Below are 13722 nucleotides of genomic sequence, written 5' to 3'. Positions count from 1 at the left end.
CGAGCGACTTCTGCAGGTCCTCGACCGGGATCTTGACGAGCTCGGCGGTGTCGCCGGAGGTCTCGTAGACGCCGTCCTGGACCGCCTTGGTGTCCTGGAAGATCTTGACGAGCTTCTTGTACGTCGCGTTGTCGGCGTCGTCGGCGCGAGCGGCGAAGATGTTGACGTACGGCAGCGCCTTGGGGTCGGACGGGTCGTCGGTGGCCAGGGCGTCGGAGAACTTCAGACCCGCGTCCTCGACGAAGTCGTTGTTGATGATCGCGGCAGCGACGTCGGGGAGCGAGGAGGGGGTGATCGCCGCCTGGACGGCCTTGATCTTCACCTTGGAGGAGGGGTCGACCTCCTTGATGGTGCTGAACGGGGTGCCGCCGTCGGTCAGCTCGATCAGGCCCTTGGACTGGAGGAGCACCAGGCCGCGGGCCTGGTTGGTCTCGTCGTCAGGGACGATCACGGTGTCGCCGGCCTTGATCTCGTCGAGGCTCTTGTACTTCGAGGAGTAGAGCCCCAGCGGGTAGGTCGCGGTCGAGCCGAGCGCGATCAGGTCGTCATCGTTCTGGACGTTGTAGTCGGCCAGGAAGATGATGTGCTGGAACTGGTTGAGGTCCAGCTCGCCCTCCGAGAGCGCCGGGTTGGGCTGGTTGTAGTCCCCGAAGTTCTTGACCTCGAGGTCGATGCCCTCCTCGCGGGCGGCGTCCTGGAAGGTCTTCCAGTAGGGGTCGTCGGCACCGACGACGCCGAGGGTGACCTTGGTCAGGTCGCTGCCGGAGTCGTCGTCGCGGGTGAGGAAGAACGCGAGGCCGCCGATCACGACGGCGGCGGCGACGACGATCCCGATGATCAGCGGGAGCTTGGACTTGGGAGCCTCGATGAGCGGGGTGGGCTCGGGCGTGTTGGAGGACACGGGTGGGAACCTCTTCTAGACGGGAAAGTCTCGACGTTGAGAACGGACAGCTCGGTTGTTGTCCACCAAAACAGTAGACTTAACGAGGATCACACTCGGATTGTCGGTCACACGCCGAGACGTGTCACGGACCCGTCCCGGCGTGTGTTAAAGACATGTTTTTCGAGGTCAGGCGAGGTCCCGCCGCCTCATCACGACCACCGCAGCGACCCCGGCGACCAGGACGTACGCGGCGACGGTGATCAGCGCCCGCTCGCCCGAGATCGCATCGAGGACTCCCGGGGTGCCGTTGGGTCCGCCGATGATCGCGCCGGCCAACGAGCCTCCGGCGGTTCCCGGGAGGGCCTCGGTGACGGTCTCGATGCCCGAGAGCAGGCTGCCGACGCCGCGGAGCAGGTTCTCGACCACCAGCGACCAGACCAGGCCCAGGCCGACGGCGAGCGCGGGTCCCTTGGCGAGTACGCCGACCAGGAACCCGAGCAGCGCCCACATCTCCAGCACCAGGAACCCGGCACCGAAGGACTGCGCCAGATCGCTCAGGGCGGGCATGGTGATCGACTGCCCCTCGGTCGCCGCGATCGCCACCGAGACGCCGGCGCACAGGACCAGGGTCGCGGTCATCATCGCGAAGATGAACAGGGTGACCGCGGCCAGCGAGCCGCCGACGGCGGTGGACCGGCCCGGTCCCTGGGTGAAGACGGTCTTCCAGGTGCCCCAGCCGAACCCGTTGCCGGCGACCAGCGCGCCGACGACCATCGCGAGGGCGCCGCCGAACATCGGCAGGCCGCTGACGATCACGTCGGGGATCGCGTTCGGCATCAGCTCGGCCAGCAGCTGGGCGTTGCCGGCGCCGTCACCGGCGAAGTTGTCGTCGCCGGTCTTGTAGGCGACATAGTTGAAGACGTACCCGAAGGAGAGCGACAGCGCCAGCCAGGCGCCGACGATCACCCAGATCGCCGACCACTTGCGCAGGCGCAGCAGCTCTGCCCGGGTGCTGTTGATGAATCCTCTTACGTTCAGCGCAGTCATGACACGAGCTCCTTGTTGCCGGTCATCTCGAAGAAGACGTCCTCCAGGGAACGTTCCGCGACGGTGACCTCGTGGACATCGATGGAGTGGGCGACCAGATGACGTACGACCTCGGGGGCCGCGGTGACCGGCAGGTCGACCTCGAGCGTCTCGTTGCCGATGCGGCGTACGCCCTCGTCACCTGCCATCCGCATGACGGCCGCCAGAGCGGCGTCCTCGGGGGTCGCCCGGACCCGCAGGGTCGCGCCGCCGCGCAGGTCGGCGACGGTCGACTCACGCAGCAGGCGGCCGTTGTCGATGACCCCGACGCGGTCGCAGATCTCCTGCACCTCCGCGAGGATGTGGCTGGAGAGGATCACGGTCTGGCCGGCCTCGGAGAGGGAGACCACCAGGGCCCGCATGTCGGCCATGCCGGCCGGGTCGAGCCCGTTGGTGGGCTCGTCGAGCACCAGCAGGTCCGGTGAGCCGAGCATCGCGGCGGCGACGCCGAGGCGCTGCTTCATCCCCAGCGAGTAGCCCTTGAAGGCGTCCTTCGCCCGGTCGGCGAGGTCGACCATCTCGAGCACCCGGTCGACCTCGCTGGTCGGCAGCCCCTGGTAGCGAGCCATCGTGCGCAGGTTGTCGCGGCCGCTCAGGTAGGGGTAGAAGCCGGGACCCTCGATGAGGGCGCCGATGCGGGCGGTGACCTCGGGTCGTCCGGCGGGACGGCCCAGGACGCTGGCCGATCCGGCGGTGGGCCGGATCAGGCCGAGCATCATCCGCAAGGTGGTCGTCTTGCCGGCCCCGTTGGGGCCGAGGAAGCCGTACACCTCGCCACGCATGACGGTCATGCTGACCCGGTCGACGGCGAGCCTGTCGCCGTACCGCTTGGTCAGCCCGTCGGTCTCAACCACGAGTTCGTTCATGCTCCTCACGCTCTCGTGGCCGGCCCCTGGTCGGCATCGGCACCGTGGAGGCTTCGGGTTACGCAGATCTGCGTAGGCGGCCGGCCGCTTTTGTCGTACGTCTCGGGTGCCCGCGCGAACTAGGGTCATGTCCATGTCCCGGATCCGTCGCCACTGGCTGCCCTGGCTGATCGTCGTGGTGATGCTGGTCGGCTCGCTGGGTAGCAACGCCCAGGCAGACACCCGCGGGCCGGCCGTGCTGGCCGCGCTGCTCGCTCTCGTCGCCGTCCTCCCGGTGCTGCTGCGGCAGCCGCCGGGATGGGTGCTGGCCGTCAGCGGGCTCTGTGTCGGCGTCTACTTCACCGCGGGCTACGCCGATGGGCCGATCTTCATGGCGCTACCCGCGGTCACCTTCGCGGTGGCGTGGTCGCTGCCACCACGGAAGTGGGTCGGTTGGGCGGTCGTGGGCGCGGCCCTCGTGGCCACCGGGATCTTGCTGAACCCGGCGGAGAGCCCCCGGCTCGACGGTGGCCGCGGCCCCTGGGGGCCCGACGGTGGACCGGAGGGCGACCTGTCCCAGTGGCAGGCCTTCGGGCAGGTCGCCCTGATCGCCGCGAGCGGTGCGATCGCCAGCGCGCTGCGCTCCCGCAACGAGGCCCGCGCCCAGCGACAGCGCCGGGTCGTCAGCGACGAGCGGGTGCGCATGGCCACCGACCTGCACGACGGTGTCGGTCACGGGCTCGCGGTGATCGCGATGCAGGCAGGCGCCGCGCTGCACGTGCTCGACCGCGACCCGGCTGCTGCCCGCCGCAACCTGGAGGCCATCCGTGCCGAGAGCAAGGAGTCGCTCGACCTGCTGCGGAGCCAGCTGGCCCGCCTGACCGACATCGAGAACGACACCGAGAACGGCGCCGGTCCGGCGCCGCGGGCACCCGAGCACGGGCTCGCCGACCTGCCTGCTCTGGTCGAGCGCGTGCGCACCGGGGGACTGGAGGTCGCGCTTCGCGTCGAGGTGGACTCGGCCTCGGTGGAAGCGGAAAGGGCCGCGTACGCCGTGGTCCAGGAGGGGCTCACCAACGTGCTGCGGCATGCCGGAGCGACGCGAGCCGAGGTATCGATCGTCGCGACCTCCGCGGCCGAGATGGTCGTGACGGTCCACGACGACGGGCGGGGATCGGACATGTTGAGCGGGGAAAGGCGTCCCGGGATGGGAATTGTGGGAATGCGGTCGCGCGTGGAGGCACTTGGGGGCACCCTAGATGCGGGGCCGGAGGTACGGGGCTTCCGGCTGCGGGCTTCCCTCCCGCTTTCAGGGTCCTCGGCGGGTGGCGCGGAGGGGCTGGCATGAGCAGTACCGATCACACGCTGATCAGGGTTGCTCTGGTCGATGACCAGCCCCTCGTCCGCATGGGCCTGGCGACGATGATCGGCGCCGAGCCGGATCTGGAGATCGTCGGGGAGGCCTCCGACGGCAGCGCGGCGCTGCCGATGCTACGCCGCACCCACCCCGACGTGGTCCTGTGCGACATCCGGATGCCGGTCCTCGACGGCCTCGGCATGCTGGAGCAGGTCACCCGCGACGCCTCGCTGAAGGACGTACGGGTGGTGATGCTGACGACCTTCGAGCTCGACGAGTACGTCTTCGAGGCGCTGCGGCTGGGAGCGAGCGGGTTCCTGCTCAAGGACGCCGAGCCGGTCGCGCTGCTGGACGCGGTCCGGGTCGTCGCCGACGGCGGCTCGCTGCTCGCGCCGACCGTGACGAAGCGGGTCATCGAGGAGTTCGGGTCATCGCGCCGAGCCGCCAACCCGCATCCGCGTCTGGGTGATCTCACCGAGCGCGAGCGGGAGATGGTCGCCTGGGTGGCCACCGGCCGCTCCAACGCCGAGATCGCCGCCGAGCTCGTGGTCAGCCCGGATACCGTCCGCACGCACGTCTCGCGGGCGATGGTGAAGCTGCATGCCCGTGACCGCGCCCAGCTCGTCGTCTTCGCGATCGAGTCGGGCCTGAAGATCTAGTCGGATCAGGCGGCCAGCGGGACGCTGCCGGGCATGATCACCGGGGCGCAGGCGCAGTTGTCGCTGCAGGCGAGGTAGGTGTGCACCTCGTGGCCACACCGCTGGCACGTCAGGAAGTGCGACATCGGGAAGCTGTGTACGTTTTCGGGGTTCTGGGCTGTGTCCCACATGACTTTCTCCTATCCGTGTTGTTCCTTCACCTACTCCACGAGTGTGCGCGCCCGAATTCGACACTCTTTCTTCGACACGCGGCAGATTCATCAAATGGGAGGATCGGGGAGTGACGACGAAGCCCGACCAGGAGCAGCGACTTCGTGACCTGAAGCTGCTGCGGAAGGTCAAGGACAGGATCGACCGGGAGTACGCGCAGCCGCTGGACGTGGAGGCACTGGCCCGTGGCGTACACATGTCGGCAGGCCATCTGAGCAGGGAGTTCAAGAAGGCCTACGGTGAGCCGCCCTACTCCTACCTGATGACCCGGCGGGTGGAGCGGGCCATGACCCTGCTGCGCCGAGGTGACCTCAGCGTCACCGACATCTGCTTCGAGGTCGGCTTCTCCTCGCTCGGCACGTTCTCGACCCGGTTCAGCGAGCTCGTCGGGATGTCGCCGAGCGTCTACCGCGACAAGGCCGTGGCCGGCGGAGCGGGAATCCCGCCGTGCGTGTCCAAGCAGGTGACCAGACCGGTCAGAAATCGAGAAGCGAAAGTCCCCGACCCCTACATAACGTGAGGTCCATGGACATCAACATCTGCCACAGCTACCTCCCGCACACCGACCCCGACGCCTCGCTGAGGTTCTACCGCGACCTGCTGGGGTTCGAGGTGAGGAAGGACGTCGGGTACGAGGCGATGCGCTGGCTCACGATCGGACCGCCGGCGCAGCCCGGGGTGAGCGTCGTGCTCTACCCGCCCCTCGCCGACCCGAACATCAGCGAGGAGGAGGGCCGAGTCATCCAGGAGATGATGGCCAAGGGCACCTTCGCCAGCCTGATGCTCTCCTCCGCCGACGTCGACGCCGCCTTCGAGAAGGTCCAGGCCGGCATCGAGGCCAGCGGCGGCGAGATCATGTCGGAGCCGACCGACCAGGACTGGGGCATGCGGGACTGCTCCTTCCGCGACCCTGCCGGGAACACCATCCGGCTGCAGCAGGTCAAGTGAGCCGGAAATGTGCAGGCCTGGATTCACGCCTCCGACTAGCCTGATCGCCATGAACGACCCCGGCTCGAACGAGCACAATGCCGACACCCACGACCTGATCCGAGTCCAGGGGGCCCGGCAGAACAACCTCAAGGACATCTCGGTCGAGATCCCCAAGCGCCGGCTCTCGGTGTTCACCGGGGTGTCGGGGTCGGGGAAGTCGTCGCTCGTCTTCGGCACGATCGCGGCGGAGTCGCGACGGCTGATCGACGAGACGTACTCGACGTTCATCCAGGGGTTCATGCCCAGCCTGCCGCGGCCCGAGGTCGACGCGATGGAGGGGTTGACCACCGCCATCCTGGTGGACCAGGAGCGGCTCGGCGCCAACCCGCGCTCGACGCTGGGCACGGTCACCGACGCCCACGCGATGCTGCGCTCGCTGTTCAGTCGGCTGGGGGAGCCGTTCATCGGCGGCCCGACCGCGTTCTCCTTCAACATCCCCACCACCCGCGCGAGCGGCGTGATGACCGGGCCCAAGGGTGAGAAGACGATCGTCAAGGACGCGGTCTACCTCGGCGGCATGTGTGCCGAGTGCGAGGGCCGCGGGACGATCTCCGATCTCGACCTCGCTGCCATCATCGACGAGTCGAAGTCGCTGGTCGACGGGGCGATCCTCGTGCCCGGCTACACCGCCGACGGGTGGATGGTGGCGGCTTACAAGGTGGTCGTCCCCGAGGACGTGCCGATCGAGAAGATGACCGAGGAGCAGCGTCACGACCTGCTCTACGCCGAGCCGCGCAAGATCAAGCTCGAGGGCATCAACATGACCTACGAGGGCCTGATCCCGAAGATCCGCAAGTCGATGTTCAGCAAGGACGTCGACGCGCTGCAGCCCCACATCAAGAAGTTCGTGGAGGCGGCGGCGGTCTTCAAGCCGTGTCCGGCCTGCGGCGGGACCCGGCTCAACGAGTCGGCGCTCTCCTCGAAGATCCGCGGCAAGTCGATCGCGGACGTGTGCGCCATGCAGGTCACCGACGCCGCGGAGTGGCTGCGGACCGTCGATGAGCCCGGGGTGGCGCCGCTGGTCGCCGGGCTCCTGCACCTGTTCGACTCGTTCGTCGAGATCGGTCTCGGATATCTCTCCCTCGACCGGCCCTCGGGGACCCTGAGCGGCGGTGAGGCGCAGCGTACGAAGATGGTGCGTCATCTCGGCTCGGCGCTGACCGACGTGACCTACGTCTTCGACGAGCCGACCGTCGGCCTGCACCCGCACGACATCCAGAGGATGAACAAGCTGCTCCTCGACCTGCGCGACAAGGGCAACACCGTTCTGGTCGTCGAGCACAAGCCGGAGACCATCGCGATCGCCGACCATGTCGTCGACCTCGGGCCCGGAGCCGGCAGCGACGGCGGGACGATCTGCTTCGAGGGGACCTACGAAGGGCTCGCCGACGCCGACACGCTGACCGGGCGCCACCTCGGGCACCGCGCGTCGGTGAAGGAGTCGGTCCGCGAGCCGAAGGGGCATCTGGAGATCCGCGGGGCGACCTCGCACAACCTGCGCAACGTCGACGTGGACGTGCCGCTCGGCGTGCTGACGGTCGTCACCGGCGTGGCCGGGTCGGGGAAGTCGTCGCTGATCCACGGTTCCATCCCGGCCGGCGCCGACGTGGAGTTCGTCGACCAGAGCGCGATCAAGGGGTCGCGGCGGAGCAACCCGGCGACGTACACGGGTCTTCTCGAGCCCATCCGCAAGGCGTTCGCGAAGGCCAACGGCGTCAAGCCGGCGCTCTTCTCGGCCAACTCCGAGGGCGCGTGCCCGACCTGCAAGGGCAACGGGATGATCTACACCGAGCTCGGTTTCATGGAGACCGTCGCGTCGCCCTGCGAGGACTGCGGCGGCAAGCGGTTCCAGGCCCTGGTGCTCGAATACCGTCTCGGCGGGCTCAACATCGCCGAGGTGCTCGACCTCTCGGTCGCCAAGGCGCACGCCTTCTTCTCCGAGGGCGAGTCGAAGGTGCCGCCCGCCGCCAAGATCCTCGAGCGGATGTCCGACGTCGGCCTCGGCTACCTCAAGCTCGGCCAGCCGCTCAACACCCTCTCCGGCGGCGAGCGGCAGCGGATCAAGCTGGCCATGCACCTGGGGGAGAAGGGCGGGACGTACGTCCTGGACGAGCCGACCACGGGTCTCCACCTGGCCGACGTCGACAACCTGCTGGCGCTGCTCGACAAGCTGGTCGACGCCGGCAAGTCGGTGATCGTGATCGAGCACCATCAGGCGGTCATGGCGCACGCAGACTGGATCATCGACCTCGGCCCGGGTGCCGGTCACGACGGTGGCCTGGTCGTCTTCGAAGGCACGCCCGCCGAGCTCGTCGCCAAGAAGTCGACGCTCACCGGCGAGCACCTGGCGGCGTACGTCGGGGCGTGAGCCTCAGACCTGGCCCACGGCGTACGCAGGGAGCTCGGCGCCCCACGAGGCGAGCAGCTTGAGCCGCTCGGCCGAGGGGGAGCCGGGCTCGGCGGTGTAGACCATCAGCACCTGGCCGGGCTCGGCGGTGACGGTCAGCTCCTCGTAGGCGAGGGTGACCTCGCCGACCTCGGGGTGGTGGAAGCGCTTGGTGCCCGCGCCGTGCTGGCGTACGTCGTGGGCGCCCCACAGCCGGCGGAAGGTGTCGCTGCGGGTGGAGAGCTCACCGACGAGGTCCTGGAAGACGCGGTCGTGGGGGTCTCGGGCGGCCTCGGCGCGCATGATCGCGACACACATCTGGGCGAAGAGGTCCCAGTCGGGATAGAAGTCGCGTGAGGCGGGGTCGAGGAACTGGAACCGGGCCAGGTTGGGGATGCGGCCGCCGTCGCCGATCAGCGGTGTGTAGAAGGCCCGCCCGAGCGGGTTGGTGGCGAGCAGGTTCTGGTGGCTGTCGCGGACGAACGCGACGCCCTCGGTGATCGCGTCGAGCGCCCACTGCAGCGAAGGCCGTGGGGGAGCGGGCCTGGTGGGGCGCCGCCGGGCCCGGGCGGAGGTGGGGATCCCGTCGGCTGCGCGGGCGAGGTCGAGCAGGTGCGCGCGTTCGGTGTCGTCGAGCTGGAGCGCGCCGGAGATGGCGTCGAGCACGGAGGCGGAGGCCCCGCCGAGCGCGCCGCGCTCGAGGCGGGCGTAGTACTCGACGCTGACCCCGGCGAGCAGCGCCACCTCGGAGCGACGCAGCCCGGGGACCCGTCGGTTGGGTCCCGGCGGTAGCCCGGCGGCCTGTGGTGAGACCTTCGCCCGGCGAGTGGTGAGGAACTCGCGTACCTCTTCTCGGTTGTCCATTCTCCCAGGATAGGCGGCACTTTCCTGGTGAAGGGTGCCCTCCTGGTGCACCCCTCGACAGTGACTCCCGGGGGCCGCTCCGACGGCGTTCACTGGTTGTTGTGGGGATGTCCCACGACAAGCTTCGATGAGGAATGAAACATGCGTGGAGTAGTGATGCACGGCCCCGGCGACGTACGTGTCGAGGAGCGTGAGGACCCGAGGATCGAGCTGCCGACCGACGCCGTCATCCGGGTCACCGCCGCCTGTGTGTGCGGCTCGGACCTGTGGCCCTACCGCGGTCAGGAGGACGCGGCGTGGCCGGCGCCGATGGGCCACGAGTACGTCGGCGTGGTCGAGGAGATCGGCGCCGAGGTGAAGGACGTGAAGGTCGGCGACTTCGTCGTCGGGTCGTTCTTCGCCTCCGACAACACCTGCGAGATCTGCCGGGCGGGCTACCAGAGCCGTTGCGTGCACGCGGTGATCATGGGCTCGATCGGCACCCAGGCCGAGAAGGCGCGGGTCCCGCTGGCCGACGGCACCCTGGTCGTGGTCCCCGGCACCCCGACCGAGGGACAGGCCAAGAGCCTGCTGGCAGCCTCCGACGTGCTCGGCACCGGCTGGTTCGCCGCCGTCGCGGCCGAGGCCGGCCCGGGCAAGACCGTCGCCGTGGTCGGTGACGGCGCGGTCGGGCTCCTCGGGATCCTGGCGGCCAAGCAGCTCGGCGCCGAGCGGATCATCGCGATGAGCCGGCACGCCGACAGGCAGGCGCTGGCCCGCCGCTACGGTGCGACCGACATCGTCGAGGAGCGCGGCGACGCTGGTGTGGAGAGGATCAAGGCGCTCACCGGTGGGCTGGGCGCTCACTCGGTGATCGAGGCCGTCGGCACCCAGGAGTCGATGAACCAGGCGATCCGGGCCACCCGCCCCGGGGGCCACCTCGGCTACGTCGGGGTCTCGCACGACGTCTCCCTCGACGGCCTGGAGCTGTTCTTCTCCGGCGTGCACCTGCACGGCGGCCCGGCCCCGGTACGTCGCTTTCTGCCCGACCTGGTCGCGCAGATCATGAACGACGAGATCGACGCGGGCGAGGTCTTCGACCTGACCCTCCCGCTCGAGGCGGCCGCCGAGGCGTACGCCGCCATGGACAAGCGGCAGGCCACCAAGGTCCTGCTCACCACCGACTGAGCCGACTGAACCGACTGAGGAGAACAGCCATGCAGATCACGCGCAGCTCGATCGACACCTTCAGGGGACCCGCCGACTGGTTCACCGGCGACGTCTACGTGGACCAGGTCGCCGCCGCACCGGCACCCTCTCGGCTCACCGCCAGCCTGGTGCACTTCATGCCCGGCGCCCGGACCCACTGGCACCGGCACCCGCTGAGCCAGACCGTCTTCGTCACGGAGGGCGTCGGTCTGTGCCAACGCCGCGGCGGCCCGATCGAGGTCATCCGGCCCGGGGACCGGGTGCTCTTCGAGGCCGACGAGGAGCACTGGCACGGCGCCGCCCCCAACCGGCTGATGGTTCACGTCGCCATCAACGAGGGCGACGACGACCACCCCGTCGTGCACTGGATGACGCCGGTGACCGACGAGGAGTACGCCGCGGCCCCGCCGGTCTGACCCAGGTGGCGCGAATCACGCCTGTTTGCGGGTATCTGGATGTGGTTGGCACAGAGCGTCGCGCTTAGTGTGAATTGGTTGCAGTATCAATCAAGGAGCACCTGAGATGACCCTCTACCTTCCCGAGCACAGGAAGGCCAAGGCGGTGGAGATGGCGCCCGTGCGGGAGCGCCCGGCACCAGTCTGGCCGCGCGGCCTGGTGGCGACCGCCATCGCCGCGGTCACCACGACGGTGATGGCTGTGATCGCCAGGGCGGCCGGGGTCGACTTCGGCAGCAGCGCGGGCGACGTACCGATCGCGGCGTTCCCGATGCTCACGGTCTACTGCTCGCTGATCGGCATCATCGTCGCCGAGGTGATGATCCGGGTGGCCACGATGCCCCGCTCGACCTTCCAGATCACCATGATCGTGCTCACCGGGCTCTCGCTGGTCCCCGACGTGCTGCCGTTCTTCGAGTTCGACCTGGCCTTCGTCGGCGTGCTGTGCCTGACCCACGTCGTCGCCGCCGCGATCGTGGTCCCGATGATCGCCCTGCGGATGGAGGAGCGCCGCGGACTGGGGCTGCCCGGTCCTGCTCACCGTCGTTAGCGGACGCCGACCGTCCTGATTCGGTGCCATGGTGGAGCCATGGCACTCCAGATTCGCAGCTTCCAGGTCACCTTCGACGCGCACGACCCGCGCGCGCTCTCCACGTTCTGGCGTGACGTGCTCGGCTACGTCCACCCCGGTCCGCCGGGAGTCGAGGTCCCCGAGGGCACCGATCCGCTGGACGCCTGGGACCCGTTCCTCGAGCGGGTCGGGGTGCCGGAGAACCAGCGCAACAACGCCTCGGCGATCGAGGACCCAGCAGGCGCCGGCCCGCGTGTCTTCTTCCAGCGCGTGCCGGAGCCGAAGACCGCCAAGAACCGCGTCCACCTCGACGTCCGCGCCGCGCCAGGGCTGCAGGGCGAGGAGCGGATGGCCGCACTCGAGGCCGAGTGCGAGCGTGTCGTCGCCCTCGGGGCGACCCGTGTCCGCCGCTCCGAGCCCGACCCGCCGATGAGCCACGGCTTCATCGTGATGGAAGACCCCGAAGGAAACGTCTTCTGCTTGGACTGAGTCCCACCGAGCGGTCAGGACGAGCGGAGGTCACCCGCGTCGGGTGATGGTGAACGGCTCGGCGATGCCGATGATTTCTGCTCGCGCACGTGCGCCCGCGAATGGAGGCTGAAATGATCACGGTGACCGAGGACAACTTCGTCAGGGCCGAGAGCAACCGGATGCTCGCAGGGCTTCAGGCGCAGGCAGGCGGTGTGAACGTCTGGAAGCACAACCGTGCTCCAGCCGCGCTCGACGAGCAGACGGTGATCCGGTTGAACCGGGACACCTTGTACAGCATGGCCGTCGCGAACATCTCGGCCGGAGCGACCCTGACCATCCCCGACGCCGGTGATCGGTACCTGACGGTGATGGTGGTGAACCAGGACCACTACATCAACCGGGTCTACGCCGAGCCCGGGGCGTACGAGCTCACCACCGACGAGTTCGACACTCCCTACGTCCTCTTGGCGGCGCGGGTGCTGGTCGACACCACCGACCCCGAAGACGTGACTCAGGCTCACCAGATCCAGGACGGGTTCGCCCTCACGGCACGGGCGAGCGAACCGCTCGAGCTGCCCGCGTACGACGAGGAGTCGTTCACGGCGGTGCGTACCGCCGCCTTGGCTGAAGCATCCCAGGGCTTTCACGGCACCCAGGGCATGTTCGGCACGAAAGAGGACACCGATCCGCACGCCCACTTCATCGGCACCGCTGGTGGCTGGGGCGGCCTGCCCAAGCAGGAGGCCTACTACGAGAGCCGGGAACCGGGGCTGCCCGTCGGTCGCTACACGATCACCGCCAAGGACGTGCCCGTGGATGCCTTCTGGTCCATCACCGTCTACGGCTCCGACGGGTTTCTTCATCCGAACGACCTCGACGCCTACAACCTCAACAGCGTCTCCGGCGAGAAGAACGCTGACGGATCGATCACCGTGACCTTCGGTGGAGACAGCAGCGACCTGAACCCGCTTCCGATCGAGGAGGGCTGGAACTACACCATCCGGATGTACCGACCCCGACCGGAGATCCTCGACGGTACGTGGTCCTTTCCAGACCTCGATCCCGTCTCCTGAAAAGGTGCGGCGTCGTCTAGCTCACGCGGCGGGCGAGCAGGGTCGAGTCGTCGATCTGGACCGGGACGCCGTCGCGGATGGTCAAGCGAGGACGTTGCTCCACGACGACCGGCTCGAACTCGTCGGGCAGGCCGGCAAGCAGGTCGGAGGCGAGGAACATCGCATTGTGGTGCCCGTGGCGCGCGAAGACCTCCGAGGGCGCGTGGCCGACGACGAGCAGATGACCGCCGGGCGCGACCGCGGTGGCCAGGCGGCCGGCGACCTCGACCATGCTCCCGTCAGGGGTGTGCAGGAAATGGCAGGTGACCAGGTCGAACTGCCGGCCTCCGGCGTCGAAGGTGCGGGCGTCGACCTGCCACCAGGACGTACGCTCCGCCACGCCGGTCTCCTCGGCATGCCGCCTCGCCCGGGCCAGCCCGTTGGCGGAGAAGTCGGCGCCCGTCGCGGTCCAGCCCTGCTGCGCGAGCCAGATGACGTCGCCACCCTCGCCGCAACCGACGTCCAGCGCCGTGCCCGGCGTCAGCTCGGAGACCTCAGCCACAAGCTGAGGGTTAGGGTTGCCGCTCCAGACCTTCTCCTCGCCGGCATAGCGCTCCTCCCACGACTCCGGCTCGAACATCTCGCGTCCATCGTCCTCGCTCATGGGCCTCAATCTAGTCCTCGCCCTTAGACAAACCTGGTGCG

Annotated in this window: 16 protein-coding genes; 10 read left to right on the top strand and 6 right to left on the bottom strand. The window is 68.8% G+C overall.

Annotation, left to right across the window (positions count from 1 at the left end; all coding sequences use genetic code 11):
• The 3 genes from ACFU7D_RS07330 to ACFU7D_RS07320 all read right to left on the bottom strand — a co-directional run.
• The coding region (locus ACFU7D_RS07330; protein WP_378865135.1) for a MetQ/NlpA family ABC transporter substrate-binding protein at nt 1-901 on the bottom strand (901 nt) is incomplete at its 3' end.
• Between the two features lie 168 nt (nt 902-1069).
• Nucleotides 1070-1930 carry an ABC transporter permease gene (locus tag ACFU7D_RS07325; protein ID WP_378865131.1) on the bottom strand — a complete coding sequence of 287 codons (861 nt, stop codon included), beginning with the start codon at nt 1928-1930 and terminating at the stop codon, nt 1070-1072.
• Nucleotides 1927-2835 carry an ABC transporter ATP-binding protein gene (locus tag ACFU7D_RS07320; RefSeq protein ID WP_378865128.1) on the bottom strand — a complete coding sequence of 303 codons (909 nt, stop codon included), beginning with the start codon at nt 2833-2835 and terminating at the stop codon, nt 1927-1929. The genes ACFU7D_RS07325 and ACFU7D_RS07320 overlap by 4 nt, the downstream gene beginning before the upstream one ends.
• 133 nt (nt 2836-2968) lie before the next feature.
• On the opposite strand from ACFU7D_RS07320, the gene ACFU7D_RS07315 reads away from it, so the two are divergent.
• Nucleotides 2969-4162: a sensor histidine kinase gene (locus ACFU7D_RS07315; protein ID WP_378865125.1), complete on the top strand. Its 1194-nt coding sequence runs from the start codon at nt 2969-2971 to the stop codon at nt 4160-4162.
• Complete coding sequence (locus tag ACFU7D_RS07310; RefSeq protein WP_378865122.1) at nt 4159-4830, top strand: response regulator; 672 nt, start codon at nt 4159-4161, stop codon at nt 4828-4830. The genes ACFU7D_RS07315 and ACFU7D_RS07310 overlap by 4 nt, the downstream gene beginning before the upstream one ends.
• 5 nt (nt 4831-4835) lie before the next feature.
• On the opposite strand, the gene ACFU7D_RS07305 is transcribed toward ACFU7D_RS07310, so the two are convergent.
• Nucleotides 4836-5000: a hypothetical protein gene (locus ACFU7D_RS07305; RefSeq protein WP_176883565.1), complete on the bottom strand. Its 165-nt coding sequence runs from the start codon at nt 4998-5000 to the stop codon at nt 4836-4838.
• Between the two features lie 110 nt (nt 5001-5110).
• Here ACFU7D_RS07305 and ACFU7D_RS07300 point away from each other — a divergent pair, with 110 nt between their 5' ends.
• Genes ACFU7D_RS07300 through ACFU7D_RS07290 form a run of 3 tightly spaced genes read left to right on the top strand, consistent with a single transcriptional unit; the run spans nt 5111 to nt 8398 of the window.
• Nucleotides 5111-5560, top strand: coding sequence for a helix-turn-helix transcriptional regulator (locus ACFU7D_RS07300; protein WP_378727173.1), 450 nt, complete (start codon nt 5111-5113; stop codon nt 5558-5560).
• 5 nt (nt 5561-5565) lie between these two features.
• Nucleotides 5566-5988, top strand: coding sequence for a VOC family protein (locus ACFU7D_RS07295; protein ID WP_378727171.1), 423 nt, complete (start codon nt 5566-5568; stop codon nt 5986-5988).
• Between the two features lie 49 nt (nt 5989-6037).
• Nucleotides 6038-8398, top strand: a complete 2361-nt coding sequence (locus ACFU7D_RS07290) for an ATP-binding cassette domain-containing protein (RefSeq protein WP_378865119.1) — start codon at nt 6038-6040, stop codon at nt 8396-8398.
• Nucleotides 8399-8401: 3 nt separating this feature from the next.
• Here ACFU7D_RS07290 and ACFU7D_RS07285 read toward each other — a convergent pair whose 3' ends face one another.
• Entirely contained in the window at nt 8402-9280 is an 879-nt protein-coding gene (locus tag ACFU7D_RS07285) for a helix-turn-helix domain-containing protein (protein WP_378865116.1), read from the bottom strand.
• Nucleotides 9281-9421: 141 nt separating this feature from the next.
• Between ACFU7D_RS07285 and ACFU7D_RS07280 the strand changes: the two genes are divergently transcribed.
• From ACFU7D_RS07280 to ACFU7D_RS07260, 5 genes are all read left to right on the top strand, one after another.
• The gene (locus ACFU7D_RS07280; RefSeq protein ID WP_378865113.1) at nt 9422-10447 is read left to right on the top strand and encodes a zinc-dependent alcohol dehydrogenase family protein; all 1026 of its coding nucleotides are present in this window, start codon (nt 9422-9424) and stop codon (nt 10445-10447) included.
• Between the two features lie 29 nt (nt 10448-10476).
• Complete coding sequence (locus ACFU7D_RS07275) at nt 10477-10884, top strand: cupin domain-containing protein (protein ID WP_378865111.1); 408 nt, start codon at nt 10477-10479, stop codon at nt 10882-10884.
• Nucleotides 10885-10990: 106 nt separating this feature from the next.
• Nucleotides 10991-11473, top strand: a complete 483-nt coding sequence (locus ACFU7D_RS07270) for a DUF6069 family protein (protein WP_378865108.1) — start codon at nt 10991-10993, stop codon at nt 11471-11473.
• A gap of 39 nt (nt 11474-11512) precedes the next feature.
• A complete protein-coding gene (locus ACFU7D_RS07265) occupies nt 11513-11983 on the top strand; it encodes a VOC family protein (protein ID WP_378865105.1) in 471 nt (156 codons plus the stop codon).
• A gap of 113 nt (nt 11984-12096) precedes the next feature.
• Complete coding sequence (locus tag ACFU7D_RS07260; RefSeq protein ID WP_378865102.1) at nt 12097-13038, top strand: DUF1214 domain-containing protein; 942 nt, start codon at nt 12097-12099, stop codon at nt 13036-13038.
• Nucleotides 13039-13054: 16 nt separating this feature from the next.
• Here ACFU7D_RS07260 and ACFU7D_RS07255 read toward each other — a convergent pair whose 3' ends face one another.
• Nucleotides 13055-13681, bottom strand: a complete 627-nt coding sequence (locus tag ACFU7D_RS07255) for a class I SAM-dependent methyltransferase (protein ID WP_378865099.1) — start codon at nt 13679-13681, stop codon at nt 13055-13057.
• Nucleotides 13682-13722: the final 41 nt, after the last annotated feature.

The organism is Nocardioides sp. NPDC057577, assembly GCF_042801335.1.
Lineage (GTDB): Bacteria > Actinomycetota > Actinomycetes > Propionibacteriales > Nocardioidaceae > Nocardioides.
Note: the sequence above shows the minus strand (reverse complement) of the source record. Positions and strands in the feature narration are given on the sequence as shown.

Bases quoted from the DNA above. Each gene is read 5' to 3' on its own strand.
- ACFU7D_RS07325 (WP_378865131.1), bottom strand. From the start codon at position 1,930: ATGACTGCGCTGAACGTAAGAGGATTCATCAACAGCACCCGGGCAGAG.
- ACFU7D_RS07320 (WP_378865128.1), bottom strand. From the start codon at position 2,835: ATGAACGAACTCGTGGTTGAGACCGACGGGCTGACCAAGCGGTACGGC.
- ACFU7D_RS07315 (WP_378865125.1), top strand. From the start codon at position 2,969: ATGTCCCGGATCCGTCGCCACTGGCTGCCCTGGCTGATCGTCGTGGTG.
- ACFU7D_RS07310 (WP_378865122.1), top strand. From the start codon at position 4,159: ATGAGCAGTACCGATCACACGCTGATCAGGGTTGCTCTGGTCGATGAC.
- ACFU7D_RS07305 (WP_176883565.1), bottom strand. From the start codon at position 5,000: ATGTGGGACACAGCCCAGAACCCCGAAAACGTACACAGCTTCCCGATG.
- ACFU7D_RS07295 (WP_378727171.1), top strand. From the start codon at position 5,566: ATGGACATCAACATCTGCCACAGCTACCTCCCGCACACCGACCCCGAC.
- ACFU7D_RS07290 (WP_378865119.1), top strand. From the start codon at position 6,038: ATGAACGACCCCGGCTCGAACGAGCACAATGCCGACACCCACGACCTG.
- ACFU7D_RS07285 (WP_378865116.1), bottom strand. From the start codon at position 9,280: ATGGACAACCGAGAAGAGGTACGCGAGTTCCTCACCACTCGCCGGGCG.
- ACFU7D_RS07280 (WP_378865113.1), top strand. From the start codon at position 9,422: ATGCGTGGAGTAGTGATGCACGGCCCCGGCGACGTACGTGTCGAGGAG.
- ACFU7D_RS07275 (WP_378865111.1), top strand. From the start codon at position 10,477: ATGCAGATCACGCGCAGCTCGATCGACACCTTCAGGGGACCCGCCGAC.
- ACFU7D_RS07270 (WP_378865108.1), top strand. From the start codon at position 10,991: ATGACCCTCTACCTTCCCGAGCACAGGAAGGCCAAGGCGGTGGAGATG.
- ACFU7D_RS07265 (WP_378865105.1), top strand. From the start codon at position 11,513: ATGGCACTCCAGATTCGCAGCTTCCAGGTCACCTTCGACGCGCACGAC.
- ACFU7D_RS07260 (WP_378865102.1), top strand. From the start codon at position 12,097: ATGATCACGGTGACCGAGGACAACTTCGTCAGGGCCGAGAGCAACCGG.
- ACFU7D_RS07255 (WP_378865099.1), bottom strand. From the start codon at position 13,681: ATGAGCGAGGACGATGGACGCGAGATGTTCGAGCCGGAGTCGTGGGAG.